A 26,653-nucleotide genomic window follows, 5' to 3' on the forward strand; every position below is an offset into this window, starting at 1 on the left:
CGCGCCTTATGCAATCACGTATCGCGCCTTGTGATGCACCGGAAAGGCAACCGAACGTGCGATAAAGCAAACCTTGCCGATCTCACTATGTATCGCATCGGCCTTGGCAAGATCAGTCCCCGCCGCCACGGTAATCCTTGGCCGCAAATCGGCGCTCACAAATTGCCCGGCCCCGCTCGCCTCACTCTCACCATGGCCCACAGGGTCGTCCTCATAAGCAAGCACCGTCACGCCCGCATCCGACGCCATGTGCAAATACCAAAGCATATGACAAGACGAGAGCGCTGCGATCAGCATATCCTCGGGGTTATGCAACGTCGGATCGCCCCCCAAAAGCGGGTCGTTGGAGCACTTCACCACAGGCTTGCCCTCGGTTTGAACCTCCCAGGTGCGCTCATAGGCCTTGTAATGCGCCGTGCCTTCGCCGGTGTTACCCGTCCAGACAACTTTCGCCTCAAAATCATGTTTGCGGCTCATCGCACCCTCGCTTTTCTTTTCGCAAAAATACTCAGAAACTGACGATGCCGCGCTCGGTGACGATCATATCAAGTGGCTGGTCCGTTGCCTCAAGCGGCAGCGCCTCGGTCTCCTGCGCGGCGTAAGCAAAGCCAATTGCCAGTGTCGCACGTTTGCTTCGCAACAGCTCCAGCGTGCGATCATAAAACCCGCCGCCATAGCCAAGCCGCCCGCCACTCTTGTCAAACGCAACCAGCGGCACGATCAAAATCTCGGGCTCGAAATAGTCAGCAACCTTAGGGATCTTCGCCCCGAACGGCCCTTCGCGTAGCGCGCAATCAGGTTCCCACCGTGAAAACAGCAAAGGCAAGCCCATGCGCTGGATAACCGGCACGCCGACAACCCCATGCGCTGCGGCTTCCGCCATCGCCGGAACAGGGTTAATCTCGGTTCTGATTGGCAAAAAACCCGAGGTCGGAACCCCGCGATAGCCCGCCAGAACCTCTGACAAATAGCCCGCACCTGCGCCGCTATCTGCCTCATGCGCTTCTTTGCGCCGTGCAAACGCCTCCTTGCGCGCTGCCGCTTTTCTCTCGCTCAAATCGTTCATATCAACACCCATGCTGCCAAGCCCAAAAAGGCAAAAAAACCAACAACGTCTGTCACAGTGGTCACGAACGCCCCCGATGCCAAAGCCGGATCAATGCCCATTTTCTCAAGCAAAACCGGGATCACCGTCCCTGCCAGCCCCGCGACCACCATGTTGATCACCATCGCCGCTGCAATCACCCCGCCGAGCACCGGCGAGAAGAAAAACACGCAGACCGCGCCCATCACCACCGCAAAGATCAACCCGTTCACCGCTCCAACCAGAACCTCGCGTCGGATCACCCGCCACACGTTCGAGCCTGTCAAATCCTTGGTGGCAATTGCACGCACAGCCACAGTCAGGCTTTGCGTTCCCGCGTTCCCGCCCATTGACGCCACAATCGGCATCAAAACCGCCAAAGCGACGAAATCGCTGATCACCGTATCAAACTGCGCAATCACCAAGCTGGCCAGGATCGCCGTGACAAGGTTCACAGCCAGCCAGGGGAAGCGGCGCTTGGTGGTGTTGATCACACGGTCCGTCAGGCTGCCCTCGCTGACACCGGCAAGGCGCAGGATGTCTTCCTCGTGTTCCTCATCAAGCACGATCATCGCGTCATCAATGGTGATCACTCCGACAAGCCGCCCCTCGTCGTCAACAACAGGTGCCGAAATCAGGTGATACTGCTTGAAAGCATAGGCGACATCTTCCTCGTCCTGCTCAACAGGAATGACTTCGAAGAGCTCTTCAACCAACTCGCTTAATGGCTGTGCGCGCGGCGCCCCCATGATCCGCCCGAGCGTGATGTTCCCGATAGGCCGCATACGCGGGTCGACCAGCACAACATGGTAAAACTGCTCCGGCAGGTCTTCGGAATTGCGCATGAAATCAATCGCATCTCCGACACTCCAATGCTCGGGGGCGGCGACAACCTCGCGCTGCATGAGCCTGCCAGCGGAGTCTTCCGGATAGGACATCGCCTGCCGCGCGACCATTTCGTCAGCATCGTCCAATGCTTCAAAAATGGCTTCTTGCTGCGGCGCATCCAAATCTTCCAGAAGGTCAACAACATCGTCGCTTTCCAGCTCGCGGACGGCCTCGGCAAGAACCTCGGGGCGCAGATCCGCGATCACTTCCTCGCGCAGGCTCTCGTCAAGTTCCGACAGGATCTCTCCGTCAAACTCGACGCCGTATAGCTCGATCAGCGCCCGCCGTTCACTGCTTGAAACCTGCTCAAGCAAGTCGGCAATGTCCGCCGCGTGCATGGGCTCCATGAGCTCAAGAAGCAGCGTGCGGTCGCCCAACTCGACAGCCGCAAGAAGCGCGGAAACGTCACGCCGTGTCAGCTCATACACTTCATCTTCAATGTCTGGTTGAATGTCGCCAAGTTCAGCCATTTGCGCGCCCCTGCTCTTCAGGGGCACGTTAACGTCATTCCTGCCTTAGGGGCAATCGCAAAGCCGCCTAGCAGTCGCCTCTTTTACCCGCAACGACCAGCACCCAATAGTTGCTCTTGGTGCGTACAACGCCGATCTCGGTCACGCCCTTTTTGAGCATGTTCGCTTTGTGGGCCGGTGATTTTGTCCAATCCCGCATCGCCTCTTGAGCGCTTTTTTGGCCCTGCGCGATATTCTCGCCAATGGTGCAATACTTGTAGCCCCCACGCTTGGCGCGCCTGCCAATCGTTGAGCCGTCAGAGCCTGTGTGCGAGAAAAAACCGCGTTTCTCCATATCCTGCGCGTGTTTGTTCGCAATCTTTTCGAGCTTGCTACTTGTTTTCAGGGGCCCGAGCCCGTTTTGTGCCCGCAGCTGGCTTACCCATCCGGCAAACTCGCGCACAGGTTCGGCACTGGTGACACTGGCGCTCAAAACCAACCCAAAAACCATTGTCGCTAAAGTCGTAATTCGCATTCTCAACCCTCCATGAGCTTCTTTGCCAAAGCATTTTGTTGCCCAATGATGGATCTCAAGTCCAAATGCGGCATTTGCCCATCCTGCACAATATGGCGGCCTTGAACAAACAATTCCTTAACTTTGTTTGGCCCCGCGAGCAGCAGCGCAGCCGGATCCCAGCTTCCCGCAGTGTCGACGCCGGAGACATCCCAAACAGCGATATCGGCTTGCTTTCCGACGCTCAACTGCCCGCAGTCCGGCCGCCCGAGCACTTCAGCCCCACCGCGTGTGGCGATCTCAAGTGCTTCGCGCGCACTCATCGCGTCGGCTCCGCTAGCAACCCGCTGCAACAACATTGATTGGCGCGCCTCCAACATCAGATTGCCAGCATCGTTGCTCGCCGAGCCATCAACGCCGAGGCCAACATTCACGCCGCGATCGCGCATCTTGCGCACAGGAGCAATGCCAGAGCCAAGTCGGCAATTGCTGCAGGGGCAATGCGCAACGCCGGTGCCGGAACGTGCAAATAAATCAATCTCTTGACCGTCAAGTTTAACGCAGTGTGCGTGCCAGACATCCGACCCCGTCCAGCCCAGATCTTCAGCATATTGCCCGGGCCGACAGCCGAACTTTTCTAGCGAATAGGCAATGTCTTCCTCGTTTTCCGCCAAATGAGTGTGCAGCATCACGCCCTTATCGCGTGCCAGAATTGCGGCATCGCGCATCAACTCGCGGCTCACAGAAAACGGCGAGCACGGCGCCACGCCAACCCGCACCATAGCGCCCTCGCGCGCATCGTGGTGGGCGTCAATCACGCGAATGCAATCTTCCAGAATGGCGGCCTCGCGCTCAACCAAGCTGTCGGGTGGCAGGCCGCCGTCGCTCTCGCCAATACTCATTGCGCCGCGCGTAGGATGAAAGCGTAGCCCAACGGTCTTGGCCGCCTCTATGGTGTCGTCAAGCCGAGCGCCGTTGGGGTAGAGATACAGATGATCCGAGCTCATCGTGCAGCCTGATAACGCCAGTTCGGCAAGCCCGACTTGCGCGCTTACAAACATCTCTTCCGGCCCGAAGCGTGCCCAGATCGGATAGAGCGTTTGCAGCCAACCAAACAAGAGCGCATCCTGGCCGCCGGGCACCGCACGCGTGAGCGTTTGGAACAAGTGGTTGTGGGTGTTCACAAGCCCCGGTGTCACAACGCAACCTCTTGCATCGAGCACCTTACCCGCACCTTCAAGATTGTGCCCTATAGCCTTGATAACATTACCTTTAACCAAAACATCAGCGCCGCGAAGCTCTTCACGGGAGTCGTTCATCGTCAGGATATGATCAGCGTTTTTGATCAGGGTTTCTGGTTCGTTCAATGAGTTAATCATGCGCACCTCTTTGGTTGCGCCCCCTCAGAACCGGCTGTTGCGTGTTGGAAAAGGGCAGAGAAACACGCTGACGTAACCCTAAACTGTCCGCGGGCCGTTATGCAATCCTGCGTAAAATTTGCAAAGCCGCAGCATGTTGCTCAGCGCTCGCCGCAGCCAGAACACGCCCCCCGTCATGCGCTGGTTCACCTTGCCAGTTGGTTACGATTCCGCCTGCCGCTTCGATAACAGCAATAGGTGCGCAGATGTCATAGTTTGACAGGCCCGCCTCGACCACCAAGTCGATCTGCCCCGCCGCCAGCAGTGCATAGGCGTAGCAATCCATGCCGTAGCGCGTCAGTTGCACCTCGGCAGCGACCGCTTCAAAACCCTTGCGCTCATCCGCGCTTCCAACCTCGGGAAAAGTGGTGAACAACACGGCCTCGCTCAGAGGGCGGCTATCGCGGGCTTTCAATGCGTTAGCCCCCTGTGGGCCTTGCATTTCGGCATAGCCCAGCCCGCCCCAGAAACGCTCGCCGATGTAGGGCTGGTCGATCATCCCGAAAACCGGCCCGGAACTGTCGTTCAACCCGATCAGCACGCCCCATGTTGGCGTGCCGGATACAAACCCCCGTGTGCCATCTATCGGGTCAAGCACCCACGTCAGCCCGGTGCTGCCAGCATCGCTGCCATATTCCTCACCAATGATCGCATCATCGGGGCGCATATCAGCCAGCACCGCACGCATAGCCCGCTCCGCGCCTTTGTCAGCTTCGGTAACAGGGTCATAACCGCCTGCAAGTTTGTTGGCCGTTCCAAGGTTATTGCCACGGAAAAACGGAAGAACCGCGCCGCGAGCGGCCTCGGCCATCGCATGCGCGGTTCTCAAAATTTCAATTGCGTCTATGTCAGGCATCGTCGGCTCCGCGCTATTGCTACGTAAGCCCTACCCAATCAACGCGTCAGGCTCAAGCGACGTCGCTCAAAACCCGTGCCAGATCAAACAAGCGGCGACGCTGGTTCTCGGGGATCGCATAGTAAGAGCGGATCAACTCCATCGCCTCTTTGTCGCCCAGCAAATCCGCCGGAAGTTGCTCTGACAAAGTCTCGGCAGCATCGCTGACATCAAGGCCCTCAAAGAAAAAGCTTACAGGCACATCCAGTGTTTCCGAAATATCCCAAAGCCTTGACGCGCTGACGCGGTTTGCTCCGGTTTCATATTTCTGAATCTGCTGGAACTTGATCCCAACTTCCTCAGCAAGTTGTTGCTGTGTCATCCCAACAAGCCAGCGGCGGTGCCGAACTCGTTTTCCTACGTGCACATCTACGGGGTGAGCCATTTAACATTCCTCATCTTACATAAAGCTTCCAACAAACCCAATCCCCCGGGGCTCGCTCTTCGCGGCATAACCCGAAAAAAGCAGAAGCGTATTTACACCATTTTACTCGCTAGACAACGTCTAAACATAACTCATAGCGCGTCAAACACAAAAACACTACCGTAAAAGGCTAGGGAAACAAACAATCACACGTTTTACGCGAATCTCTACTCACAAAGTCAGCCTCCATCGATCGGTCAAGTCAAACATTAGGACACCAACGCTAACAAATAGTGAAAACGGGATGAGCTTAACTTTCAATACTACTATAACGAGACTGCACTGTCGGCTATCAGGTGAAAACATAGCAGGAATTCCCCATGACCAGAACTGATCAAACCTCCCAAAATATGCGCGCTCTGCGGCTTCGCGCTTTCGGGCAAGATCCTCAAATCGAGATGATTCCCCGCCCCGTGCCGGCCACTGGAGAGGTGCGTATCCGAATCAAAGCCTGTGGTCTTAACTTCGCTGACCTGCTGATGATCAACGGCACATACCAAGACACCCCCCCGCTTCCTTTCACTTTGGGAATGGAGATCTCGGGCATCGTCGAGGCGCACGGTGAAGGTGTCAGCAGTCCGCCGATTGGCAGCTCTGTTGCCGTGTTCGGCGGCTCGGGCGGTCTTGCTGACTACACTTGCGTCAATGCGGCCCGTGTCACGCCCTTGCCTGAAGGCACCGATATGAACGCCGCGGCCGCTTTGCAAGTCGCATATGGCACCAGCCATGTAGCATTAGACTACAAAGCAAAGTTGAAAAAAGGCGAAGTTCTTCTCGTGCTTGGCGCTGCCGGAGGTGTCGGCCTCACGGCTGTCGAAATCGGCAAGCTCATGGGAGCAACCGTAATTGCATGTGCACGCGGGGCCGACAAACTGGCCATTGCCAAGGCCGCAGGAGCAGATCACCTGATTGACGCCTCTTGCGAAGACATCCATGCAGCCGTCAAAGCGCTCGGAGGGGCCGATGTTGTCTATGACCCTGTCGGCGGCAAGCAGTTCACCGCCGCCATGCGCGCCTGCAACCCCGAAGCCCGCCTGCTCAGCATCGGCTTTGCCTCGGGCGACGTGCCGCAGATCAAAGCCAATCACCTGTTGGTCAAAAACCTCACTGTTATCGGGTTTTATTGGGGCGGGTACATGGGCTTTAAGCCCGAAGTCGTCACCGACAGCCTGACCACGCTGGCAGGCTGGCTGCACGAGGGCCGCATCACCCCTCACATCAGCCACGCGCTGCCGCTTGATCAGGCTCTCGAAGGCATGGCGCTCTTGAAAACGCGCAAATCAACCGGCAAAGTCGTGATCACACTTGTTGACTAAAACAGCGTGTCGAAAGGCTAAATCAAATGCAGATCATTGCCGACATCGCCAATCTTGACGGCAATGATTTCACATCCTGCACATTCAAATCACTGCGTTTTGATGACATGGATCTTTCACAATATCACTTTGACAATTGCACCTTTCAGGACTGCACGTTCAAAAACGCACTCCTTGAGGACAGCTCTTTTGTAAAATGCTCCGCAATGCAGGCCGACTTCAGCTATGCGCGCGCCTCCGACACGTGGTTTACAGGGTGCAATCTGTCTCTCACAAAGTGGTCGAGCGCAGATATCTCAAGCGCAAGGTTCCATGATTGCAAGCTCACAGGCGCCGACTTTCAGGATGCACGCGCTCTGGGATCAGACTTCAAAGGCTCCCTTCTTACAGGGGCTTTCCTGCGCAAAATGAACTTTCGGAAATGTCAGTTAGACGGGATAGACTTTACAGAGGCTGACCTCGCCGAATGCGACTTTCGCGACGCTACCTTTGACAGGTGCCGACTGAACAATGCCCATTTAGCAACCGCTCGTTTTGAGGGTGCCGACCTGCGATCAGCCGACCTCGGCGTTCTGACGCTCTCCACCGCGACGTGCTTCAAAGGCGCGGTCATTTCCAAGGCGCAAGCCACCGAGTTATTGCATGGTTTGGGCGTTTTGGTTCTTTGATGAGTCTTTGAGCTTGTTACGCAGAGCGCACCATTGGCAGCACAGCCTTGCCATAGCCCTGCCGGATCAAATCCGCCAAATGCGCAGTTGCCTCGTCGCGGGCAATCGCCCCGTAAAGGTTGATCTTCTGACGGCCAAGGTCTGGTAAGCCACAGTTCGCAGGCAGCGCTTCCAAGTGTGGCGGGATACTGTCTTCCATCATCGCGCCGATGGCGAGATCAGCGCTGATCATTGCTTCGACAGAGCGGTCTTCAGACGACTCTATCGCCATATCCCACACCATGTCTGCCAGCTCCAACTTGCTCAGAACCAGCGGACGAAAGATACAAGACGAGCAAAAAGCCAGCGGCAACGGCGTCTTACGCCACACCTGCCCGCCAATTGCACCAACCCAACGCAGCGGCATCTCTGTCAGGGTCTCGCCCCCCGACAGTGGCTGCGCTTCGGTGGTCAATATCAAGTCGGCCTCGCCCTTTGACAGCGTATCATGCAGGCTCATCGTGCTTGACGACAGCAGCCTCACCTTGACCCTCGGGTAAGCCGCATGAAACGCCTTCAGCACCTGCGGAACAATCGGATACACCACGTCATGCGGTGCGCCGAGGGTGATCTCGCCCTCAAACACATCTTCTGTCAGCCGCCCCACGGCCTCGTCATTGAGCGCAACCATGCGCCGCGCAAAGGTGAGCAATTGCTCGCCATCACTGCTCAACGCGATCTTGCGACTGCTGCGGTCAAGCAGGTTGACGCCCAAAAGCTCTTCCAGCCGTTTGAGCTGCATCGACACGGCTGATTGGGTGAGATTGAGCATCCCTGCCGCCCGGGTGACGCCGCCGTAGTCAGCCACGGCCAAAAACGAGCGCAGTGTGGTGATGTCGAGGTTTCTCATATCAAACTCCGTGATGATGCCTAAACAAACATTCATTTTCCTTATGTCAGAAGCCCGGCTACATATCAATACATAGAATGTAACACCGCAACATATCACAAAAGGAGAATTGATATGACACGAGCACTGACAAACACCCACGCCATCCGCGCAACACCAGCACGTGAGGTTCGCTCCGGATGGCTCTCAGCCCTGTTGCAAACCCGCAAATCACGCCGCGCTCTTGGCGCGCTCAGCGCCGAGCAGCTCAGAGATATTGGCCTCACCCAAGCGCAGGCCAAAGCCGAAAGCCGCCGCCCTGCATGGGACGTGCCGCAATATTGGTGCAAATAAGCTGACTTAGGGCACCGGTTGTCCTTGAAATATGCTGCGACCTCACCGATATTGAATAAGAAGGCCCTGCCAAACACGGCGGGGCCACTGTTTTAACCTTTCTCGGAGGCTAGCACATGGCAGAATTTGGAAACATTCAATCCGGCGTCGGCACACGCACCGCAGCGATTGATGCCGGGCTACGCGCCCATATGAACAAGGTCTACGGCACGATGTCCGTCGGCATGCTGATCACAGCACTCGCGGCTTGGGCCATCGCCGGCCTCGCGACCACAACTGATCCGGCCACCGCCGCAGGCGTTATGCCAAACGGCACCATGCTCACAAGCTTCGGCGCCGCGATCTACACCTCGGCCCTGCGTTGGGTCATCATGCTCGCACCGCTCGGCATGATCTTCGCTTTTGGCGCGGTCACCAACCGTATCTCAGCCGCAGGCGCACAGCTGTTCTTCTTTGCCTTCGCAGCCCTCATCGGTGTGTCGCTTAGCTCGATCTTCATCTTCTACACAACCTTCTCGATTGTGCAGACTTTCCTCGTAACAGCCATCGCCTTTGCTGGCCTGTCACTCTGGGGCTACACCACCAAGAAAGACATCAGCGGTTGGGGCAGCTTCCTGATCATGGGTGTTATCGGCCTTTTGGTTGCCATGGTGATCAACTGGTTCCTCCAGTCACCTGCAATGATGTACGCGATCTCGATGATCGGTGTGCTGATCTTTGCTGGCCTCACAGCCTATGACACGCAGCAGATCAAAACCACATACCTCGCCCACGCCCACCACGGCGATCAGGAGTGGCTCGACAAATCAGCCATCCACGGCGCGCTGAACCTCTACCTCGACTTCCTGAACATGTTCCAGTTCCTGCTCATGTTCCTCGGCAATTCCGAGTAGTCAGGCGAGCGAAGCAAACAAGACATAGGGCCAGTCACCGCGACTGGCCCTTTTCATTTCAAGCAAGCAAATTTGGCAGGCTGACCTCATGAAAAATATCGTCTTTGACATCGGCAATGTGCTCGTAGCCTGGGATGCCCACGCGGCCTTCCGGCACGCCTTTGACGATGCAACTGCAATCGAACAGTTCTTCACCGAATCAGACTTCTTCGCATGGAACCTTGAACAAGACCGTGGTCGCTCGATCGCAGAGGCTATCCAAGCAGCCCATCCCGACCACGCCCCCCTGCTGGCGGGTTTCTTTGAGCGCTTCCCCGACACGATACAGCACAAGATAGAAGGCACATGGAGCATTCTGCATGAGCTAAAGCACTCTGGGCATCGCATTTTCGGCCTCACCAACTGGGGGGCCGAGACATGGCCCCTGGGCCTCGCCGCCCACCCCGAGCTTGCGGAAGTGTTTGAAGATACCGTGGTGTCCGGCGTCGAGAAAATGATCAAACCACAACCCGAGATCTACCGCCTCCTCACCCAGCGCAACGGCCTCACCCCGCAAGACTGCCTGTTCATCGACGACAGCCTCGCAAACGTTGAAGGCGCACGTGCTGTTGGCTGGCAGGCTGTGCATTTTACCTCGCCCGATACCCTGCGAACAGAGCTGCAAGAGCATAGCTTGCTCTAAACCGCGCTCACCTCTGCCAGAATCGGCAGGTGATCGGACGGGTGGCTGCCCTTCGTGGCGCGTGGAATATCCAGTGGTTTCACCCGCAAGCGCTCGCAATGGGCGATCCTGTCAAGCGCGGCAACAGGCAGGCTTGAAGGAAAAGTGCGCCCTGGTGTCAGAATGTTGTAACTCTGCGCCAGCCGCCCCAGCCCCGCCTTGCGCGACCACTCGTTGAAGTCCCCCAGAATGATCGTGGGGCGTTCTGGCAAAGCATCAAGCGCCTCGCGAATGTGGTCAAGCTGCAACCGCCGCGAGCGCCGCAACAGGCCCAGATGCACACCAACCACACGCAGGTGAGGCAGATCAACCGCCACAGCCCCGCGCGGCTCAAGCCCCGGCAACGGGAAGCGGTGGACATCAGCAGCCTGCAAATCGGGCCGCGCCAAAAGCGCTATGCCGTGCCAACCAAGGCTCACCTCATTGTCTGCGACAGGCAGGGCTCGCAGCCCTGTGTGGCTCTCGATCAACTCCCGCGGCAACGCCGCAGGCCGCGCGCCCATGCGAAAGTCAGCTTCTTGCAGGGCCACGACGTCGGCCTTAAACGCCGCAATTGCCCGCAGCACACGCAATGGTTCGCGCCGCAAATCGCTGCCAAGACCTGCGCGAATGTTGTAGCTTGCCAGCCGTAATGGTGCAAAATTACTCATAGCCCCTATATTGGGTGCAAGTGCCCAAACTGAAAGCCCCAATGCAACAATCACGCCCCTATGTCGTCTGGATCATTCAGTCTGTGCTGCTCTTGGAGGCCGTTGCAGGCGGTGTCGCGCAGGCTTGGTCGACGGTGTTTGTTGCCACTGCAACGCTGGTGCTCACCTTTCTGCCGCAGCGCTTTGCACGGGTCTTTGGCCTTCGCTTGCCCAACTCCCTGCTTACGGCGGCTGTCTTGTTCATCTTTGCCACACTGTTCCTCGGCGAGGTCGCAGATTTCTACGGCAAGTTCTGGTGGTGGGATGTCGCCTTGCATTTCCTTTCTGCCCTCAGCTTTGCCATGCTCGGTTTCTTGCTGATCTTTATGCTGTTTGAGGGCGACCGCTACGCCGCCCCGCCTTGGGCACTGGCTATGCTGGCCTTTTGCGTCAGCCTCTCGATCGGCGCGTTGTGGGAGGTGTTCGAGTTTGCCATGGATCAGACCTTTGGCATGAACATGCAAAAATCCGGCCTTGTGGACACGATGAAAGACCTGATCATCGACACAGGCGGCGCAACCCTCGGCGCAATCGCGGGGTTCTTTTACCTCAAGGGTCGGCAAGTCGGCGGTGTCGGCCCGATGATCGACGCCTTTATCGTCGCCAACAAGAGCTGGTATCGCAAACTGCGGAACAAGCCAGCCGACAAATACTAGGCACCAACGCGCAATCCAAGCGTCTCTTGCGTCATGTCCGCAGCAAGGTTGGCGACATCGGCATCCGAAGTTCCGCGCTGCAACTCAACACGCAGCGCTGTGATATTGGCCTGATAACGCCGCGCAAGCCGCTTTGGATCAGCGTCAGCCGATATTTCTCCCAAATCGCGTGCGGCCTCAAACGCCTGCGCAAACTCGGCGCATATTGCCTCAAGATAGCTCTTTGAAACCTCCGCAATCTTGGGGTCGGTTGATCTGGTATCCACCAGCGTTTTCATCAACATACAGGCTTGGCGTGTCGCGTCCTCATCTGCAAGGTCAACATAACTCTGGAACTGGGAGGCCAACCCCGCCAAGGGAGAGTCAAAGCCAGCCAACTGTGTGCGAAACCCGCGACGCGACGCCTCAAAATAGCGTTGCAGCGCCAACAGATAGAGGTTCTCTTTGCTTTCAAACGCCGCATAGATACTGCCGGGTTTCATGCTCAGAGCGGCTTCCAAGTCCTTGAGCGACGTCGCATGAAAGCCCTTGCGCCAAAACACGGTCATGGCGGCGTCAAGCGCTGCATCACGATCATAGTTAGCGGCACGGGCCATGGGCTAGTCCTTCATCTCGGCAAGTTGCTTCAGTATGCTGGTGTAGTTTTCCACGCCCTGCGCCCCTGTGACAAGGTGCTTGCCCTTAAACACCACAGCAGGCACGCCGGAAATTCCCTGCTGCTGCCAAAAAGCCTCTGCACTGCGTACGTCATCTGCAAACCGCTGATCGTCCAGCACAGCCAAGGCCTCGTCACGGTCCAAGCCGATCTCGCCGGCAACATCCGCCAGCACGTTGTTGTCTGACAGGTTGCGCTGGTCGGTGAAATGCGCCGAAAACAACGCCATCTTCAGATCATGGCGGCGATTATGCGCATCGGCCCAGTGCAAAAGCTGATGGGTGTTGAAAGTGTTGTGCATCCGCGACGCATCAGTCCAGGCAAACTTGAAGCCGAGACTGTCGCCCAAAGCCGCCATCTGCTGACGCGACTGCTCTGATTGCTCCGGTGTGCTGCCGTATTTCTCGATGATATGCTCGCGGGTGTTCTGCCCTTCCGGCGGCATCTGCGGGTTAAGCTCAAACGGGTGCCAATGTATTTCATGCGCTGTGTCCGACGCCTCAAGCGCCTGTGCAAGCTGGCGATATCCGATGATGCACCAAGGGCACATCACGTCAGAAACGATGTCGATGCGAAGAGGATCTGTCATGTCTGCTCCTTAAGAAAACACTGCCCGAACACAGCCCGATCACCAGCCAACCATAGGCCGAGTTCCGAGATATCAAACAAGTTCAAGATGATGTTGATGACCAGCAAGATTGTCAAACAGGTGTTAAAGGCGCGCCCACATTCGAGCGCGCCTCAGGTTTACTTACTCGGCGGCAACGGCCTGCTTTTCCCAAGCAAACTTCTGGAACACTTGGTCAACAGGCGTTTTTGCGAAGTGGTTGGTGTAGTTTGACATCAACTTCTGCGCCGCACCAAGAATGATCTCAAGGATGTTTGTCTCGCTAAAGCCAGCATCCAGGAACGCTTGCGTGTCGGCATCAGCAACAAAGCCACGGTCGCGCACCAAAGCCAGTGTAAATGTGCGAAGGGCTTCAAGCTTGGCGGTCGGCAGCGGCGTTTCGTTGCGCAGCGCTTCTGTGATCGCGTCATCGATCTTCATCATCTTGGCGATGCCCGTGTGCGCTGGCACACAGTAATGACAATTGCTCTCAACGTTGATCGTTTGCCAAACAACGGTCTTCTCTTCGTCGGTCATAGACGTCGCCATGAACTGCTGATGCGCGAAGTTGTAGGCGGCCAGCAGCGGCGGGGCGGCGGCCATTGTGCCGTGCAAACCCGGGATGCGGCCGTTGTTCTTCAGCGAAGTTTCCAAAAGCGGTTTGCCCGCGTCCGGTGCGGTTTCGATCGTGTGAATAGTAAAGGTCGCCATAATATGCCCTTTCAGGGTGTGTTGCGTTATCCGATACACAGCACCTAAGGGTTGTTGAGCGATCACTCAAGCTAATTGTTGAGCGATCACTCAAAAGTGAGAAGTCCTATCTATCCCACGGCTGGCAACTCTCCCTGAACACCGCCACATGCTCGGCAAACACGCTGAGGATTTTATAATCATTTCAAGAGCAAAGAGGTGCTATATTCGGCAACGGTCGAGAGCTTTCTCATGGGCCGTGGCGCTATCTGGCGTGCCGAGGCCGGTATCGACATGAGCGCACTTTCCCCGAAAATGGCGCAGCACATGCTCGACAGCTACCTTTCCGAGTGCCACCTCAGTGGTAGAATGCCAGCGAAAAGCCTTCGTCTTCTGTTGGTGCTTCAAAGTGCTTGTTGATCTGCCAAAACTGATCTTCCGAAACTGCAAACGGGTGCTCCCCGAGGGCATTTCTACGTTGCAAGCGTTCCAGACAGATCTCACTTGCCACATCCAGATAATGCAGTTGCGCCTCAGCGCCAGCAGCTTCAGCGAGGCTCAACATCCAGGCCCGATCAACCCGCCGGTTGGCGGCAAAGTCCATCACAACTGAAGCCCCCGCGCGCAAGATATCAACACAAAGCGGGCCAGCGATTGCTCGCACCTTAGCCGAGCATTGCACATAATCCGCGATCGCGTTCATCTGGTCGCCGAACAGCCCCGAAAGCCACATATCTTCGGCCAAACAAACCATGTCTCCATGAGCCGTCAGCTCGGCACTCAGCGTCGACTTTCCCGAGGCGATCCGCCCGCATAACACATGTAACTCCGGCATATTGCCCTCTTCTGTCAGCAAAACGAAAAACCGCGCCCCCTGTGCTGGGAGCGCGGCTCTGAAACTCTCAGATGAAGCCAGATCTTACTTGATCTTGCCTTCTTTGTATTCAACATGCTTACGCACAACAGGGTCGTACTTACGAACAACCATCTTTTCGGTCATCGTGCGCGCGTTCTTTTTGGTCACGTAGAAGTGGCCAGTGCCTGCGGTCGAGTTCAGGCGGATTTTGATCGTGGTTGGCTTCGCCATTGGTCATCTCCAGCAGTGGGGCAGGCACATTTGCGTGCGGCCCATGAATTCTATATCAGACCAGCCTTTTAAGCGCTCGCTCGCCCGAGTCAACCGCAAAGACACGCCAGCGCCCTCTTTTCACCGAGGTTGCGATCTGCCATAGGCGAATAAACACCGGAAACGCGCCTATGTCACGTAACTCAGCCATCATCGCCGTTCTCGTAGCCGCTATGCTCTGGGGCACAACCGGCACATTCCAGAGCTTTCTGCCTGACGCGCGCGAGCCTCTCGTCGTCGGTGCCTTACGCCTGCTTATCGGTGCAATAGCTCTGTGCGCTCTTGCGCTCGCACAGCCGACAGCGCGCCGCGCCTTCAGCCAACTCCCGCGCAGACCGCTCCTCTTGGCCAGTGTGGCAATCGCCGCCTACAACCTGCTGTTCTTCGCCGCAGTCCTGCGCGCAGGGGTGGGCATCGGCACGGCGATCACCATCGGCTCGGCCCCGCTTTGGGTCGCGCTTTATGACCTCACCCAAGGCCGCAAGCCAACCGCCCGCAAGCTCACCGGACAAGCCAGCGCCATCTTCGGTGCCTGCCTGCTTGTGCTCTCCGGCCAGACGGAAGGCCTCACTTGGGCCGGCATCATACTGGCCCTCGCCGCTGGCCTCACTTACGCAACTTACTCGCTCGCCAGCAGCCGCATGTCACCACACGCCCCATCCGCAACCATCGCCGCAAGCACCTTCGCGCTCGCCGCGATCTTCACTTTGCCAGTCTTCGCCTTCATCCCGTGGCACTGGGCACTCACAGGCACAGCCCCCTACACATTGCTCGCCCTTGGCCTGCTCTCAACAGGCGTCGCCTATGCGCTTTACACTTGGGGCCTCAAGGCCCTGCCCGCCTCAACGGCCGTTACACTGGCGTTGGCAGAACCTTTCACAGCATGGGTTCTTGCAACCTTCATTGTCGGAGAACCGCTCACATACACAAAGCTCACAGGCGCCGCTCTTTTGCTCCTGGGCCTTTATTTCGTAACATCAGAAAAACGCGCGGAGGGCCTATAAGCCGGATCTTGTCCAGACGGGTTGCCCCGCCCTGTGTGACCATTCATCTCAAGACGCTGTTGCCAACGCCCCTCTAGCTGCCAACCCGAACCTTGAGCCAAGGCGGCCCATGTAAGGTTCCTATTCGGCATTGCTCCCGGTGGGGTTTGCCATGCGGGTGCTGTTACCAGAACCCCGGTGGGCTCTTACCCCACCGTTTCACCCTTACCCACGAAACCGCAGGCGGTCTCTTCTCTGTGGCACTTTCCGTCAGGTTGCCCTGCCCGGGCGTTACCCGGCACCGTTTCCTTGTGGAGTCCGGACTTTCCTCTCGGGTTGCCCCAAGCGGTCACCCGGCCCTCCGCGCCCTTGCGCCATACGCGACAAGCCCCCCCCACGTCAATCGAGCGCCGTAAAGAACCCCGCAACCAGCCCTTTCTCTTTCAGCTTTTTCTTTGCACCAACCCATACAAACTCCCCCATAGAGCGAAGGAAGGCACTGATACGCAGAAGCAAGTATGCAACAGTACTCGCTGTTCTCGCGATCACGGTTCTCGCAGCCCTGTTCTGGATCAAGCGCGATCCATGGTCAGGCCTCTCCGAGCCACAGGGTTTTGTCTTTGCGAAATCGCGGGTCATGGATAGCGAAGTGAACCGCGAAGTGAGCGACCTGTCTAAAGACTACGGACTGTTCGCTCCGGCAATCACACACATGCAAAGCACTTTGGACGCGGCCTCCAAGGAGGGCTACCTCCTTTATGATCCGCAAACCGCACAGGTGACGTCCTTTGTCGGCGGCGAGGCGATCAACGCGCCGCTGCCACAAGACGGTGTCATAAAGCTTCTCGAAGGCGACAAAGAGCTCTTCTACTCAATCCCCGAAAGGCGGTTTATCGAGCCCGAGCAATAGCGCTGCTTCACTCACGCAGCACGCAACTGCAAAGCACGCTATACAGAGACCAAAGAGAGCAACTCACTCTTGGCAATGCTGTCGCGCGCACCTGACTGGATCACCTCTCCACGCCGCAGGACTACGAACTTGTCTGCAAGTTCATAGGCAAACTCGAAGTATTGCTCGACCAGAACAATCGCCATTTGCCCCTCAGAGCGCAACTGCTCGATCACCCGCCCGATGTGCTGGATGATGTTGGGCTGTATGCCCTCGGTTGGCTCATCCAGTAACAAGAGCTTTGGCCGCGTGATCAAGGCCCGCGCGATGGCCAGTTGCTGCTGCTGGCCACCCGACAGATCACCGCCGCGGCGTGTCCGCATCTCTTTGAGCACGGGGAACAGTTCGAAAATCTCGTCAGGCACCCGCCGCTCGCCCTTTGGCAGGCAGTTAAAACCGGTCTCAAGGTTCTCCTGAACAGTCAGCAGCGGAAACACCTCACGCCCCTGCGCGACATATCCAATGCCCTTGTGTGCCAGCCCAAAGGCAGGCAGCTTGCCAAGCGGTTGCCCGTCGAGCGTTACGGCCCCGGCCGAGCGCATATGTCTGCCCGAGATCGCCTTGATCAGGCTCGTTTTGCCGACACCGTTGGTGCCCATAACACAGGTGATCTCACCAATCTCGGCTTCCATCGAAATGCCATTGAGAATCTGGGAGTGCCCGTAGTGTAGGGTTAGGTCTTTGATACTTAACATTTTATCTCCCCAAATAGACGTCAACAACGTCTTTGTTGGCGGTCACATGGTCCAGACTGCCCTCAGCCAGAACCGAGCCTTCATGCAAAACCGTGACTTTGCAATCAAGCCGGCGCACGAACTCCATGTCGTGCTCTACAACAACGACTGCGCGCGTCTTTGCGGCCTCGACAAGTATGTTTGTTGTGTGCTCACGCTCCGCTGGCGTCATCCCCGCTGCAGGCTCATCCACCAGCAACAAGCGCGGCTCTTGCGCCAATAACATACCGATTTCCAACCACTGTTTCTGCCCGTGACTTAGCTCGCCTGATTTGCGCATAAGCGCATCCGCAAGGCCGATCTCTTCTGCAAAGGCTTCCACCCGCGCGAGATCGTCGTTCTTGGCCCGATAGAGCAGCACAGAAAACGGCCCGCGCTTGTTTTTGAGGGCCATCAGCAGGTTCTCCTGCACGGTTTGATCTTCAAAAACTGTCGGCTTTTGAAACTTGCGCCCGACACCTTCCCGCGCAATGCGGGCTTCTGACAGGCCCAGCAGCGAAACGCTCTTTTCACCCCAAAGAATGCGCCCCTCGTCCGGCTTGGTCTTGCCGGTGACAATGTCCATGAAGGTTGTCTTGCCTGCACCGTTGGGGCCAATGATGGCGCGCATTTCAGCGCTGGCAATGCGAAACGACAAGTTGTTGATCGCCCGAAACCCGTCAAAGCTGACGCTAACTCCCGAGACTTCTAGTAAGGTGTTCATTCTCTTGCCTCCCGCTCGCGTAGGGCGCCGTCATCAGGCCCAAGGTCTGCTCCGTGCCTGTCTGGCATGATGCGACTGCTGATCAGGTCAAACAATCCGCCAATGCCCTTGGGCGCGAAGAGTGTCACCAGAACAAACGAGAGGCCCAAGACCACAAGCCACCAGTCAACCCATTGAATTGTATAGAACCCGAGGTCGATGTTTGGCGCGCGTCCACCTGTGAACCACGACGACAGCAGACTTACAAAAACCGCGCCGATGACGGCTCCGTATATGCGCCCTCGTCCACCGATGGCCACCCAAACCGCGAGATAGATCGAGGCAATCGGCGCGATCTCTGCGGGGTTGATGATCCCCGCTTGCGGGTAGTAAAGCGCGCCAGCGATGCCCGCCATGCAAGCGGTTCCGGTGAAGAGCACGAGCTTGTAGCTCTCAACCGAGTAGCCGAGAAAGCGCACGCGGGCTTCGTCATCGCGAATGCCGCGTAGCACCGAGCCGAACTTGCCGGAAACAACCCAAGCCGCAAGCACATAGCCAAGCCCGAGCGCCAGCGCAGAGCCCCAGAGAAACCACAGCGAGACCAGCGCTTGCGGAACATCCGTAAGCCCCGGCAGGTTCTGCAGCCCCGAAAGCCCGTTGTTGCCGCGCAATCCGCTGTCATTCTGAAACAGGTATAGCGAGAGCGCCAGTGTCATCGCCTGCGTCAGGATCGACAGGTAGACACCTGCCACGCGGCTGCGAAACGCCAGCCAGCCAAAGGCCAGCGCCAGCAACCCCGGCACCAGAACAACCAAGGCAAGCTGCAACACCAGCGAGTCTGAAAAAGCCCAGATCAGCGGGAACTCGGCACTGCCGACAACCCCGAATATCTGCGTGGCAATCGCATCGTTCAACTCTTGTGCCGACGCAGGAATGGGCGCGTCAGCAAGCGAGCTGACAACCACATCCCGCGTGCGTTCATACATCAGCCACATGCCGATCATATAGCCACCAAGCCCGAAAAACGCGAAATGCCCAAGCGAGAGAATGCCCGCATACCCCCAGACAAGATCCATCGAGATCGCCACCAAGCCAAGGCAGAGCGTCTTGCCGAGAGTTTTCACAAAGCTGGTTGAGACAAACCCCATGCCGAGACCCTCAGACAACAGCGTCACAACAATGGTGAAGAGCGCCAGCGCTGCCAGAAAGATCAGGGTTGAAGGGTTGCGAGCGAGAAAGCTGTTTTGCATAGCTCAATCCCCCGCCGCGCGGCCTTTGAGGGCAATAATGCCCCTTGGCCTGAACTGTATGAAGATGATGATGAAAATGATCATGAATGTCTGCGCCGCCAACGTGTTTGACGGGTTGAGCCACTCGATACCCTTTTGCATGAAACCGATCATTGCCGCGCCAAACAGAGTGCCCCAGATATTGCCGACCCCGCCGACAACCACCGTCATGAAGCTTTGCACAATGTAGTCACTGCCAAGTTCCGAGGTGACTTTGGCAAACAACCCGATCGCCACTCCGGCAACCCCCGCAATGCCCGATCCGAGCCCAAAGGTGAGCATGTTCACACGGTTCGGGTTGATGCCCATGCTCGCAGCCATGCCCGGGTTTTGAGTGACCGCGCGGGTTTCAAGGCCCAGCCGCGTGCGCTTCATGATGAACAGAAAGATCGCCAGAAACCCGAGAGCGAGCACAAAAATAGCGATGCGAATGTAGCTGATCGACACCACATCATTGAGCACCCAGGCCCCGTCAAGCCAGGCCGGAGCCGTGAGCGGCCGCGCCTGCGTGCCAAAAATGTTCTTGGCCAGCTGCTGCAAAGCAATCGACACACCAAACGTCGCCAGCAGCGTTTCAAGTGGGCGGTTGTATAGCCAGCGGATCACCAAACGCTCCATCGCCACACCCGCGGCAAACGTCACCGCAAAGGCCAGCGGGATCGCCACGATAATGCTGATGGTGTGGTTGGGAACAACCTGCTGCACAACGTAGCCTGTGTAAGCGCCCATCATGATGAACTCACCATGCGCCATGTTGATCACGCCCATGACGCCAAAAGTAATGGCCAGCCCGATCGCGGCAAGAAAGTAGATCGACGCCAGCGAAATCCCGTCAAGCGCCAGATCGGCCGCCTGATTAAGCCCAACATGAACCGAGGTGCTTTGCATCGCTTTTTCGGCAGCCTGCGTGACCGCCGCAGAAGGCTCGTCGTAAAGCTCGGCAAAAATGTGCTGTGACAGAGCCGCGTTAACTTCGGCCTCGGTTGGAGCGGGCTCGGCAAGCCCTTCAGCAACCAACGCGCCGTAGGCTTTCTCGCGCTGCACAGCCTCCGTAAGGGCCGCAACGCTGACGCCTCCAACCTTGCCATCCGTCACATGTTGGGCAAGCGTCAGGCGGATGTCGTTCTGGCTCACAAGGGGCGGCACTAACTGCCGATCAACCAGCAACTGATAAGCCTCAGCGGAGGAAATGGCATCACCAACTTCAAGCCTGCGCGCGACATTCACATTGTCCGGCGGTGCGTCGGTAAACACATCTGTTTTGCTGGCAAGCAAGCGGTTCAACGTCGCCCGCGCATCAACTCCCAAATCGCCAGAAATATACTCGATGGCCTCTATGCGCGCGGCTTCATCCGCGCCAAACGAGATGGTTAGCAGGCGTTCGGCCCGTAGTTTCATCTCCTTTAGGCCTTCGTCGCTTTCGGTGGTGATCGAGGCCCGCAATGGCGCAAGCAGGCTCTCGCTCGGGTTGCGCTCGATCGAGACAAGGGCAGCACGGCGACGCTCCGGATCAGGATCATTGAGCTGAAACTGCACAAGCGCAACGCCGATCAAAGCCCGAACACCGCTGTTGGGTTTAAGCTGCTTTAACTCGGACTTGGGAGCTTCTCCAACACGCTCACCGCTGTCAAAGTCAAACAACTTGTAAGTCTTGCTATCGAGCTTCTCGGCCCTAAAGAACAGCCCGTCCGCCTTGCGCAGCCACATGTCCTTGCCTTGCCAAGCCTGCAAAACATCCTGCGCTTGCGGCAATCCGCTTTCGGTGATCGCATCAATCGCTGGTGCAATTGACTTGCGCGAGCTTTTAACAATCAGTTCGCTTTGCTCTTGCAAAACAGCCTGCATCGGAGTTTGCACCGAGGTGCTTTGCGCGACAGCAAGCGAGCAGTTGAGCAGCACGAACAGGCCGGTGAGAAACAGTCGGATCATCTGAAAAACGCCCTATAAAATAAGTCGGAAGGGGCACTAGCCCCCTCCGGTTTGTTTTGGTCGGCTTAGTAGTTTGACAAAAGCTGAACGCAGCTCTTTGTCTCGGTGTTGTACATGCCGCATGCCAGATCTTTCCAATCTGACTTGAGCACAGCACTCGCCGGCAGGAAGTCCGTCCAGGCATCGCCGGGCACTTCGCTGGTCTGGCTGACGATATCAAACTGTCCGTCTTCCTGAATTTCGCCAATCAACACCGGTTTTGCCAAGTGGTGGTTGGGAAGCATCACAGCCGTGCCGCCCGTCAGATTGGGAAACTCTTGGCCATACATCGCCGTGCGCACCGCATCAACGTCGGTTGTCTCAGCCGCCGTCGCCGCGTTCACCCACATGTTAAAGCCGATGTAATGCGCTTCCATCGGGTCGTTGGTGACACGCTCAGCACCCATCTTGGCTTTCCATGCTTCGATGAAAGCTGTGTTGCTCTCTGCCTCGGCTGACTGGAAGTAGTTCCAGGCCGCGAGGTGACCAACAAGGTTTGCTGTGTCCAGTCCCGAAAGTTCTTCCTCACCAACCGAGAAGGCCACAACCGGAATGTCGTCAGCCGAGATGCCGGCAGCTGCCAGCTCTTTGTAAAAGCCGATATTGGCGTCGCCGTTGATCGTGCTGATCACGCCGACTTTCTTGCCGTCAGCGCCAAGCGCCACAACATCCGCGACGATCTTTGACCAATCAGAATGGCCGAAAGGCGTGTAGTTCACAAAGATGTCTTCAGCAGCAACACCCTTTTGCTTCAGGTAGCTTTCCAAAATGTTGTTCGTCGTGCGCGGGTAAACATAGTCAGTGCCCAAAAGCGCGAACTTCTCGACACCGAGCTCCTCAAGAAAGTAATCTGTCGCAGGAATAGCCTGCTGGTTCGGCGCGGCACCGGTGTAAAACACGTTCTTGGAGCTTTCTTCACCTTCGTATTGCACAGGGTAAAACAACAGCCCGTTGAGCTCTTCAAGCACTGGCAGAACAGACTTGCGGCTTACCGATGTCCAGTTGCCGAAGATCACATCAACATTGTGAACACTCAAAAGCTCGCGGCCTTTTTCGGCAAACAGCGGCCAGTCAGAGGCAGGGTCAACCACGACAGCTTCAAGCTCGCAGCCCAGAAGGCCACCCTTGGCATTTTGCTGTTCGATGAGCATCAGCATGGTGTCTTTCAACGTGGTTTCCGAAATCGCCATCGTGCCGGACAGTGAGTGCAGAACGCCGACTTTGATCGGGCAGTCCGCCGCCATGGCAGGCGCAGTCAAACCAGCGAGAGCAAACGCCCCGGCCATTGTAGAATTGAGTAGTTTCATCATGTTCTCCTCGCAGGGAGGGCCGAAAGGCTTGCGCAATGGCGCAGGGCTTACTACCTCTAACCTGCAACTTTGTGTTGCAATCCGTGTGACGGCTGGCGCGGGCTTCACTTCGTCCGGTCGTCACACACCTTTACGTCGCATCTTCGTGCTTGCTCCGGCGCCCCGAGCATTTCTGCACTGCAGCGTAATCAACAGGTTTGAATCCGGATTCCCCTCCCGGAAATGAGCAACTGCTCAATTTTTGCCCCTCATTAGCAGTCATCGCCTAAATTTCAGGCAAGCTTGCCGCCTGCCCTGCCAGAAACACGCTTGTGGCTGACTCGCTCGGTGGCCTGTGATGAAACCACAACACACGAGCATTCATGCTTGGCATCTATCCGGAGCGCCTCAATTTCACCGACTGTCACCATAACCACGCCTCGCGCACGCCCGTCCGTAGCCAAGGCTCAACCGCGATCGGTTGGCGCTGTTGAGGTGACCACCAAGCAAGGCTCGCGCGGCAGCGCACTGGCTGACCTACGGCAATCAGGTGCGATGAAAGTGTTGTTTCCGCAGTCTCTCACCGACGAGTTGCACGCCATCATGATCAACACATCAGGCGGCATCACTGGCGGCGACAACTTCTCCTTTCGCGCCTGTGCCGGCGCAGGCTCGACTCTGGGCCTCACGACACAGGCCGCCGAGCGGCTCTATCGCTCTCAACCTGACGAATACGCCACTCTGCGCAACCGCCTTGAGGTAGAGGCTGGTGCACGGATCAACTGGCTGCCGCAGGAAACCATCCTCTTTGAGGGCTGTGCGCTGAGCCGTCAGATGCACGTCGAACTGGCGCAAGACGCATCTCTGCTGCTGGTCGAGCCGCTGATTTTCGGACGTGCGGCAATGGGTGAAACCCTGCACAACGTTAACTTCAAGGACAGGGTCAGCCTTCACAGACAGGGTAAGCCACTGTTTCTAGACGCCATGACCCTGACTGGCGACCTGACGCAGCACCTCGCGACAAAGGCCGTTGGCCAAGAAACCGCAAGCACCGGCGCGATGGCTTTGATCCTCTATGTCGCAGCAGACGCCGAAACAAAGCTAACCGCTTTGCGCGCGCTGCTACCGGACAGCGCGGGCGCAAGCCTTATTGGCAATGACCTACTCGTTGCGCGTTGTCTGGCTCCCGACAGCTTTGAGCTGCGCAAGTCACTGGTTCCCGCCATCGAACTTCTCTCAAACACCGCCCCTCCCCGATCATGGATGACGTAAAATGCAACTGACACCACGTGAAAAAGACAAGCTCCTCATTTCAATGGCCGCCGAAGTGGCCCGCAAACGCCTTGCGCGCGGCGTTAAGCTCAATCACCCCGAAGCCATCGCGCTTATCACTGATGCCGTCGTCGAAGGCGCTCGTGACGGGCGCTCGGTTGCGGACATGATGCAAGCCGGCGCTCTTATCATTACGCGCGAGCAGTGCATGGAAGGCGTCTCCGAGATGATCCCTGAAGTGCAAGTCGAAGCGACATTCCCCGACGGCACCAAGCTCGTCACCGTTCACAACCCTATCAGATAAGGATATTCACATGAGATACTTCGCTACATTCCTTCTCGCTGCTCTGTCGGCCCTTCTGTCGGCCCCTCTTGCCGCGCACCAAGCCGAACTTGCCCATGTGCATACCTCCGAAACGACATGGCTACCGACCGCCCTCTTGCTGGCTGCGGTTCTGGCTGCGGTTCTGGCTGTTGTGGCACTGGTGTTCAAAGACCAGATCCTCAAAGCACTGGCAAAATCATGATCCCGGGAGAGCTTTTCCCCGCGAGCGGCACTCTTACGCTCAACCCGACGCGCGAGGCGATCACCTTGATGGTTGCCAACACCGGCGACAGGCCAGTGCAAGTTGGCAGTCACTATCACTTCGCAGAGAGCAACCCCGCGCTTGAGTTTGACCGCAGCGCCGCGCACGGCAAACGCCTCGATATCGCCGCCGGAACTGCCGTGCGCTTTGAGCCGGGCCAGCGCCGCGAAGTGCAGCTGATCGCCATGTCGGGCACGCGCCGTATCTTTGGCTTTAACCAAGCCGTGATGGGAGACATCTAATGGCCACCGAAATCAACCGCGCCGACTATGCCGCCATGTTCGGCCCCACAACGGGCGACCGGCTGCGCCTTGCCGACACTGATTTGATCATCGAAGTCGAACGCGACCTGACAGCCGAACTCGCAGGCGGCAACGCCCTGGCCTACGGTGAAGAAGTCAAGTTCGGCGGTGGCAAGGTGATCCGCGACGGCATGGGCCAGTCGCAAGTCACCCGCCAAGCCGGCGCTGTCGATACAGTGATCACCAACGCGCTGATCGTTGATCACTCAGGCATCTTTAAGGCCGATGTCGGCCTGCGCGACGGGCGCATCGCCAAAATCGGCAAAGCCGGCAACCCCGACACGCAACCGGGCGTCAATATCATCGTCGGCCCGGGCACCGAAGTGATCGCAGGTGAAGGCAAGATCCTGACCGCTGGCGGCTTTGATTCACACATTCACTTCATCTGCCCCCAGCAGATCGAAGACGCGCTGCACTCGGGCCTGACCACAATGCTTGGCGGCGGCACCGGCCCCGCGCACGGCACCTTGGCGACAACATGCACCCCCGGTGGCTGGCATATCGGGCGGATGATGCAAGCGGCTGATGCCTTCCCGATGAACCTTGCCTTCGCGGGCAAAGGCAATGCCTCGCTGCCTGCGGCACTGGAAGAGCAGGTCAAAGCGGGCGCATGTGCGCTCAAGCTGCATGAAGACTGGGGCACAACCCCCGCGGCGATCGACTGCTGCCTGAGCGTCGCTGATGCGATGGATGTGCAAGTGATGATCCACACCGACACGCTCAATGAAAGCGGCTTTGTCGAGCACACAGTTAAGGCGATGAAAGGCCGCACCATCCACGCCTTTCACACCGAAGGCGCAGGCGGCGGTCATGCGCCCGATATCATCAAAATTTGTGGCGAGGAGCACGTGCTGCCTTCGTCAACCAACCCAACACGCCCCTTCACAGTCAACACGCTGGAAGAGCATCTCGACATGCTCATGGTCTGTCACCACCTCGACAAGTCCATCCCTGAAGATGTCGCCTTTGCCGAAAGCCGGATCAGGCGCGAGACCATCGCCGCCGAAGACATCCTGCACGACATGGGCGCTTTCAGCATCATCGCCAGCGACAGTCAGGCCATGGGCCGTGTCGGCGAAGTGCTCATTCGCACATGGCAGACCGCCGACAAGATGAAGAAACAACGCGGGCGCCTCGCCGAGGAGACTGGCGAGAACGACAACTTCCGCGTCCGGCGTTATATCGCGAAATACACCATCAACCCCGCCATTGCCCACGGCATGTCACGCGAGATCGGCAGCATCGAGGAAGGCAAACGCGCCGACTTGGTGCTCTGGAACCCTGCTTTCTTTGGCGTGAAACCCGAAATGGTATTGCTTGGCGGAACGATTGTTTGCGCGCAAATGGGCGACCCGAACGCCTCAATCCCGACGCCACAGCCGGTCTACTCGCGCCCGATGTTTGGCGCTTATGGCCGCTCGGTTGAAAACTCCGCCGTGGTCTTTGTCAGCGAAGCGGCACAGGCCGAGGGCATCGGCAACAGCCTCGGTCTGGCCAAACAAACCATCGCCGTTCAAGGCACCCGCAACATCGGCAAAAGCGACTTGCTGCTCAACAACGCCACACCGCAAGTCGAGGTCAACCCCGAGACTTACGAGGTGCGTGCTGATGGCGAGTTGCTCACTTGCGAGCCAGCCTCCGTGCTGCCGATGGCGCAGCGATACTTCCTGTTTTGAGAGAGAC

The 26,653-nt window shown here is 57.5% G+C and carries 31 protein-coding genes, 1 other RNA gene and 1 pseudogene; 13 read left to right on the top strand and 20 right to left on the bottom strand.

Going from position 1 to position 26,653, the window contains the following annotated elements:
• Window positions 1-6 precede the first annotated feature (6 nt).
• From KO498_RS02925 to KO498_RS02955, 7 genes are all read right to left on the bottom strand, one after another.
• On the bottom strand, window positions 7-477 hold the full coding sequence (locus tag KO498_RS02925) for an OsmC family protein (protein WP_215958390.1): 471 nt from the start codon (window positions 475-477) through the stop codon (window positions 7-9).
• Between the two features lie 31 nt (window positions 478-508).
• On the bottom strand, window positions 509-1,066 hold the full coding sequence (locus KO498_RS02930) for a 5-formyltetrahydrofolate cyclo-ligase (RefSeq protein ID WP_215958391.1): 558 nt from the start codon (window positions 1,064-1,066) through the stop codon (window positions 509-511).
• Window positions 1,063-2,442 (bottom strand): magnesium transporter, encoded by a 1,380-nt coding sequence (gene mgtE, locus KO498_RS02935; RefSeq protein ID WP_215958392.1) that lies wholly within the window; start codon window positions 2,440-2,442, stop codon window positions 1,063-1,065. The genes KO498_RS02930 and mgtE overlap by 4 nt, the downstream gene beginning before the upstream one ends.
• Window positions 2,443-2,509: 67 nt before the next feature.
• The gene (locus KO498_RS02940; protein WP_215958393.1) at window positions 2,510-2,956 is read right to left on the bottom strand and encodes a CAP domain-containing protein; all 447 of its coding nucleotides are present in this window, start codon (window positions 2,954-2,956) and stop codon (window positions 2,510-2,512) included.
• Between the two features lie 2 nt (window positions 2,957-2,958).
• A complete protein-coding gene (locus KO498_RS02945) occupies window positions 2,959-4,314 on the bottom strand; it encodes an 8-oxoguanine deaminase (RefSeq protein ID WP_215958394.1) in 1,356 nt (451 codons plus the stop codon).
• A gap of 97 nt (window positions 4,315-4,411) precedes the next feature.
• Window positions 4,412-5,209 (bottom strand): histidinol-phosphatase, encoded by a 798-nt coding sequence (gene hisN, locus KO498_RS02950; RefSeq protein ID WP_215958395.1) that lies wholly within the window; start codon window positions 5,207-5,209, stop codon window positions 4,412-4,414.
• A gap of 52 nt (window positions 5,210-5,261) precedes the next feature.
• Complete coding sequence (locus KO498_RS02955) at window positions 5,262-5,633, bottom strand: helix-turn-helix domain-containing protein (RefSeq protein ID WP_215958396.1); 372 nt, start codon at window positions 5,631-5,633, stop codon at window positions 5,262-5,264.
• Window positions 5,634-6,022: 389 nt separating this feature from the next.
• Between KO498_RS02955 and KO498_RS02960 the strand changes: the two genes are divergently transcribed.
• Entirely contained in the window at window positions 6,023-6,988 is a 966-nt protein-coding gene (locus KO498_RS02960; protein ID WP_215958636.1) for an NADPH:quinone oxidoreductase family protein, read from the top strand.
• 26 nt (window positions 6,989-7,014) lie between these two features.
• Window positions 7,015-7,656: a pentapeptide repeat-containing protein gene (locus tag KO498_RS02965; protein ID WP_215958397.1), complete on the top strand. Its 642-nt coding sequence runs from the start codon at window positions 7,015-7,017 to the stop codon at window positions 7,654-7,656.
• A gap of 16 nt (window positions 7,657-7,672) precedes the next feature.
• On the opposite strand, the gene KO498_RS02970 is transcribed toward KO498_RS02965, so the two are convergent.
• On the bottom strand, window positions 7,673-8,545 hold the full coding sequence (locus KO498_RS02970; RefSeq protein ID WP_215958398.1) for a LysR family transcriptional regulator: 873 nt from the start codon (window positions 8,543-8,545) through the stop codon (window positions 7,673-7,675).
• 114 nt (window positions 8,546-8,659) lie between these two features.
• On the opposite strand from KO498_RS02970, the gene KO498_RS02975 reads away from it, so the two are divergent.
• The 3 genes from KO498_RS02975 to KO498_RS02985 all read left to right on the top strand — a co-directional run bounded on the left by KO498_RS02975 (window position 8,660) and on the right by KO498_RS02985 (window position 10,453).
• A complete protein-coding gene (locus KO498_RS02975) occupies window positions 8,660-8,878 on the top strand; it encodes a DUF1127 domain-containing protein (protein ID WP_215958399.1) in 219 nt (72 codons plus the stop codon).
• Between the two features lie 116 nt (window positions 8,879-8,994).
• Entirely contained in the window at window positions 8,995-9,771 is a 777-nt protein-coding gene (locus KO498_RS02980) for a Bax inhibitor-1/YccA family protein (protein ID WP_215958400.1), read from the top strand.
• 88 nt (window positions 9,772-9,859) lie between these two features.
• Window positions 9,860-10,453 carry an HAD family hydrolase gene (locus tag KO498_RS02985; RefSeq protein ID WP_215958401.1) on the top strand — a complete coding sequence of 198 codons (594 nt, stop codon included), beginning with the start codon at window positions 9,860-9,862 and terminating at the stop codon, window positions 10,451-10,453.
• Here KO498_RS02985 and KO498_RS02990 read toward each other — a convergent pair.
• Entirely contained in the window at window positions 10,450-11,142 is a 693-nt protein-coding gene (locus KO498_RS02990) for an endonuclease/exonuclease/phosphatase family protein (RefSeq protein WP_215958402.1), read from the bottom strand. The two genes, KO498_RS02985 and KO498_RS02990, sit on opposite strands and share 4 nt — an antisense overlap.
• Before the next feature lie 41 nt (window positions 11,143-11,183).
• Here KO498_RS02990 and KO498_RS02995 point away from each other — a divergent pair, with 41 nt between their 5' ends.
• Complete coding sequence (locus KO498_RS02995; protein WP_215958403.1) at window positions 11,184-11,837, top strand: hypothetical protein; 654 nt, start codon at window positions 11,184-11,186, stop codon at window positions 11,835-11,837.
• Here KO498_RS02995 and KO498_RS03000 read toward each other — a convergent pair.
• From KO498_RS03000 to rpmG, 5 genes are all read right to left on the bottom strand, one after another.
• Window positions 11,834-12,433 (bottom strand): TetR/AcrR family transcriptional regulator, encoded by a 600-nt coding sequence (locus tag KO498_RS03000; RefSeq protein ID WP_215958404.1) that lies wholly within the window; start codon window positions 12,431-12,433, stop codon window positions 11,834-11,836. The genes KO498_RS02995 and KO498_RS03000 overlap by 4 nt on opposite strands.
• A 3-nt stretch (window positions 12,434-12,436) precedes the next feature.
• Complete coding sequence (locus KO498_RS03005; RefSeq protein ID WP_215958405.1) at window positions 12,437-13,081, bottom strand: DsbA family oxidoreductase; 645 nt, start codon at window positions 13,079-13,081, stop codon at window positions 12,437-12,439.
• Window positions 13,082-13,243: 162 nt separating this feature from the next.
• Window positions 13,244-13,810 (bottom strand): carboxymuconolactone decarboxylase family protein, encoded by a 567-nt coding sequence (locus KO498_RS03010; protein WP_215958406.1) that lies wholly within the window; start codon window positions 13,808-13,810, stop codon window positions 13,244-13,246.
• Between the two features lie 337 nt (window positions 13,811-14,147).
• Entirely contained in the window at window positions 14,148-14,624 is a 477-nt protein-coding gene (locus KO498_RS03015; protein WP_215958407.1) for an AAA family ATPase, read from the bottom strand.
• Window positions 14,625-14,708: 84 nt separating this feature from the next.
• Complete coding sequence (rpmG, locus tag KO498_RS03020; RefSeq protein ID WP_007814563.1) at window positions 14,709-14,876, bottom strand: 50S ribosomal protein L33; 168 nt, start codon at window positions 14,874-14,876, stop codon at window positions 14,709-14,711.
• A 212-nt stretch (window positions 14,877-15,088) separates the two neighbouring features.
• On the opposite strand from rpmG, the pseudogene KO498_RS03025 reads away from it, so the two are divergent.
• Window positions 15,089-15,832: pseudogene (locus KO498_RS03025) on the top strand (DMT family transporter); the annotation flags it as partial.
• A 68-nt stretch (window positions 15,833-15,900) separates the two neighbouring features.
• Here KO498_RS03025 and rnpB read toward each other — a convergent pair.
• Window positions 15,901-16,263, bottom strand: an RNA gene (gene rnpB / locus KO498_RS03030) — RNase P RNA component class A.
• Between the two features lie 284 nt (window positions 16,264-16,547).
• Between rnpB and KO498_RS03035 the strand changes: the two genes are divergently transcribed.
• Window positions 16,548-16,808 carry a hypothetical protein gene (locus KO498_RS03035; RefSeq protein ID WP_215958408.1) on the top strand — a complete coding sequence of 87 codons (261 nt, stop codon included), beginning with the start codon at window positions 16,548-16,550 and terminating at the stop codon, window positions 16,806-16,808.
• A gap of 38 nt (window positions 16,809-16,846) precedes the next feature.
• On the opposite strand, the gene urtE is transcribed toward KO498_RS03035, so the two are convergent.
• The 5 genes from urtE to urtA form a co-directional block, all read right to left on the bottom strand.
• Window positions 16,847-17,542 carry an urea ABC transporter ATP-binding subunit UrtE gene (gene urtE / locus KO498_RS03040; RefSeq protein WP_215958409.1) on the bottom strand — a complete coding sequence of 232 codons (696 nt, stop codon included), beginning with the start codon at window positions 17,540-17,542 and terminating at the stop codon, window positions 16,847-16,849.
• A 1-nt stretch (window position 17,543) separates the two neighbouring features.
• Window positions 17,544-18,284 (bottom strand): urea ABC transporter ATP-binding protein UrtD, encoded by a 741-nt coding sequence (urtD, locus tag KO498_RS03045; RefSeq protein WP_215958410.1) that lies wholly within the window; start codon window positions 18,282-18,284, stop codon window positions 17,544-17,546.
• Window positions 18,281-19,513 carry an urea ABC transporter permease subunit UrtC gene (gene urtC / locus KO498_RS03050; RefSeq protein ID WP_215958411.1) on the bottom strand — a complete coding sequence of 411 codons (1,233 nt, stop codon included), beginning with the start codon at window positions 19,511-19,513 and terminating at the stop codon, window positions 18,281-18,283. The genes urtD and urtC overlap by 4 nt, the downstream gene beginning before the upstream one ends.
• A 3-nt stretch (window positions 19,514-19,516) precedes the next feature.
• Window positions 19,517-21,481, bottom strand: coding sequence for an urea ABC transporter permease subunit UrtB (gene urtB / locus KO498_RS03055; protein WP_215958412.1), 1,965 nt, complete (start codon window positions 21,479-21,481; stop codon window positions 19,517-19,519).
• Window positions 21,482-21,546: 65 nt separating this feature from the next.
• Window positions 21,547-22,827 carry an urea ABC transporter substrate-binding protein gene (urtA, locus tag KO498_RS03060; protein WP_215958413.1) on the bottom strand — a complete coding sequence of 427 codons (1,281 nt, stop codon included), beginning with the start codon at window positions 22,825-22,827 and terminating at the stop codon, window positions 21,547-21,549.
• Window positions 22,828-23,304: 477 nt separating this feature from the next.
• On the opposite strand from urtA, the gene KO498_RS03065 reads away from it, so the two are divergent.
• Genes KO498_RS03065 through ureC form a run of 5 tightly spaced genes read left to right on the top strand, consistent with a single transcriptional unit; the run spans window position 23,305 to window position 26,646 of the window.
• Window positions 23,305-24,081, top strand: coding sequence for an urease accessory protein UreD (locus KO498_RS03065; protein WP_354667610.1), 777 nt, complete (start codon window positions 23,305-23,307; stop codon window positions 24,079-24,081).
• Window position 24,082: 1 nt separating this feature from the next.
• Window positions 24,083-24,385, top strand: coding sequence for an urease subunit gamma (locus tag KO498_RS03070; RefSeq protein WP_215958414.1), 303 nt, complete (start codon window positions 24,083-24,085; stop codon window positions 24,383-24,385).
• 10 nt (window positions 24,386-24,395) lie between these two features.
• A complete protein-coding gene (locus KO498_RS03075) occupies window positions 24,396-24,608 on the top strand; it encodes a hypothetical protein (protein ID WP_215958415.1) in 213 nt (70 codons plus the stop codon).
• The gene (locus tag KO498_RS03080) at window positions 24,605-24,910 is read left to right on the top strand and encodes an urease subunit beta (RefSeq protein WP_215958416.1); all 306 of its coding nucleotides are present in this window, start codon (window positions 24,605-24,607) and stop codon (window positions 24,908-24,910) included. Before KO498_RS03075 ends, KO498_RS03080 begins: the two co-directional genes overlap by 4 nt.
• Window positions 24,910-26,646, top strand: coding sequence for an urease subunit alpha (gene ureC, locus KO498_RS03085; RefSeq protein WP_215958417.1), 1,737 nt, complete (start codon window positions 24,910-24,912; stop codon window positions 26,644-26,646). The genes KO498_RS03080 and ureC overlap by 1 nt, the downstream gene beginning before the upstream one ends.
• Window positions 26,647-26,653 lie beyond the last annotated feature (7 nt).

Origin of the sequence: Lentibacter algarum (assembly GCF_018860975.1) — a bacterium.
In the GTDB taxonomy this organism is placed as follows: domain Bacteria; phylum Pseudomonadota; class Alphaproteobacteria; order Rhodobacterales; family Rhodobacteraceae; genus Lentibacter; species Lentibacter algarum_A.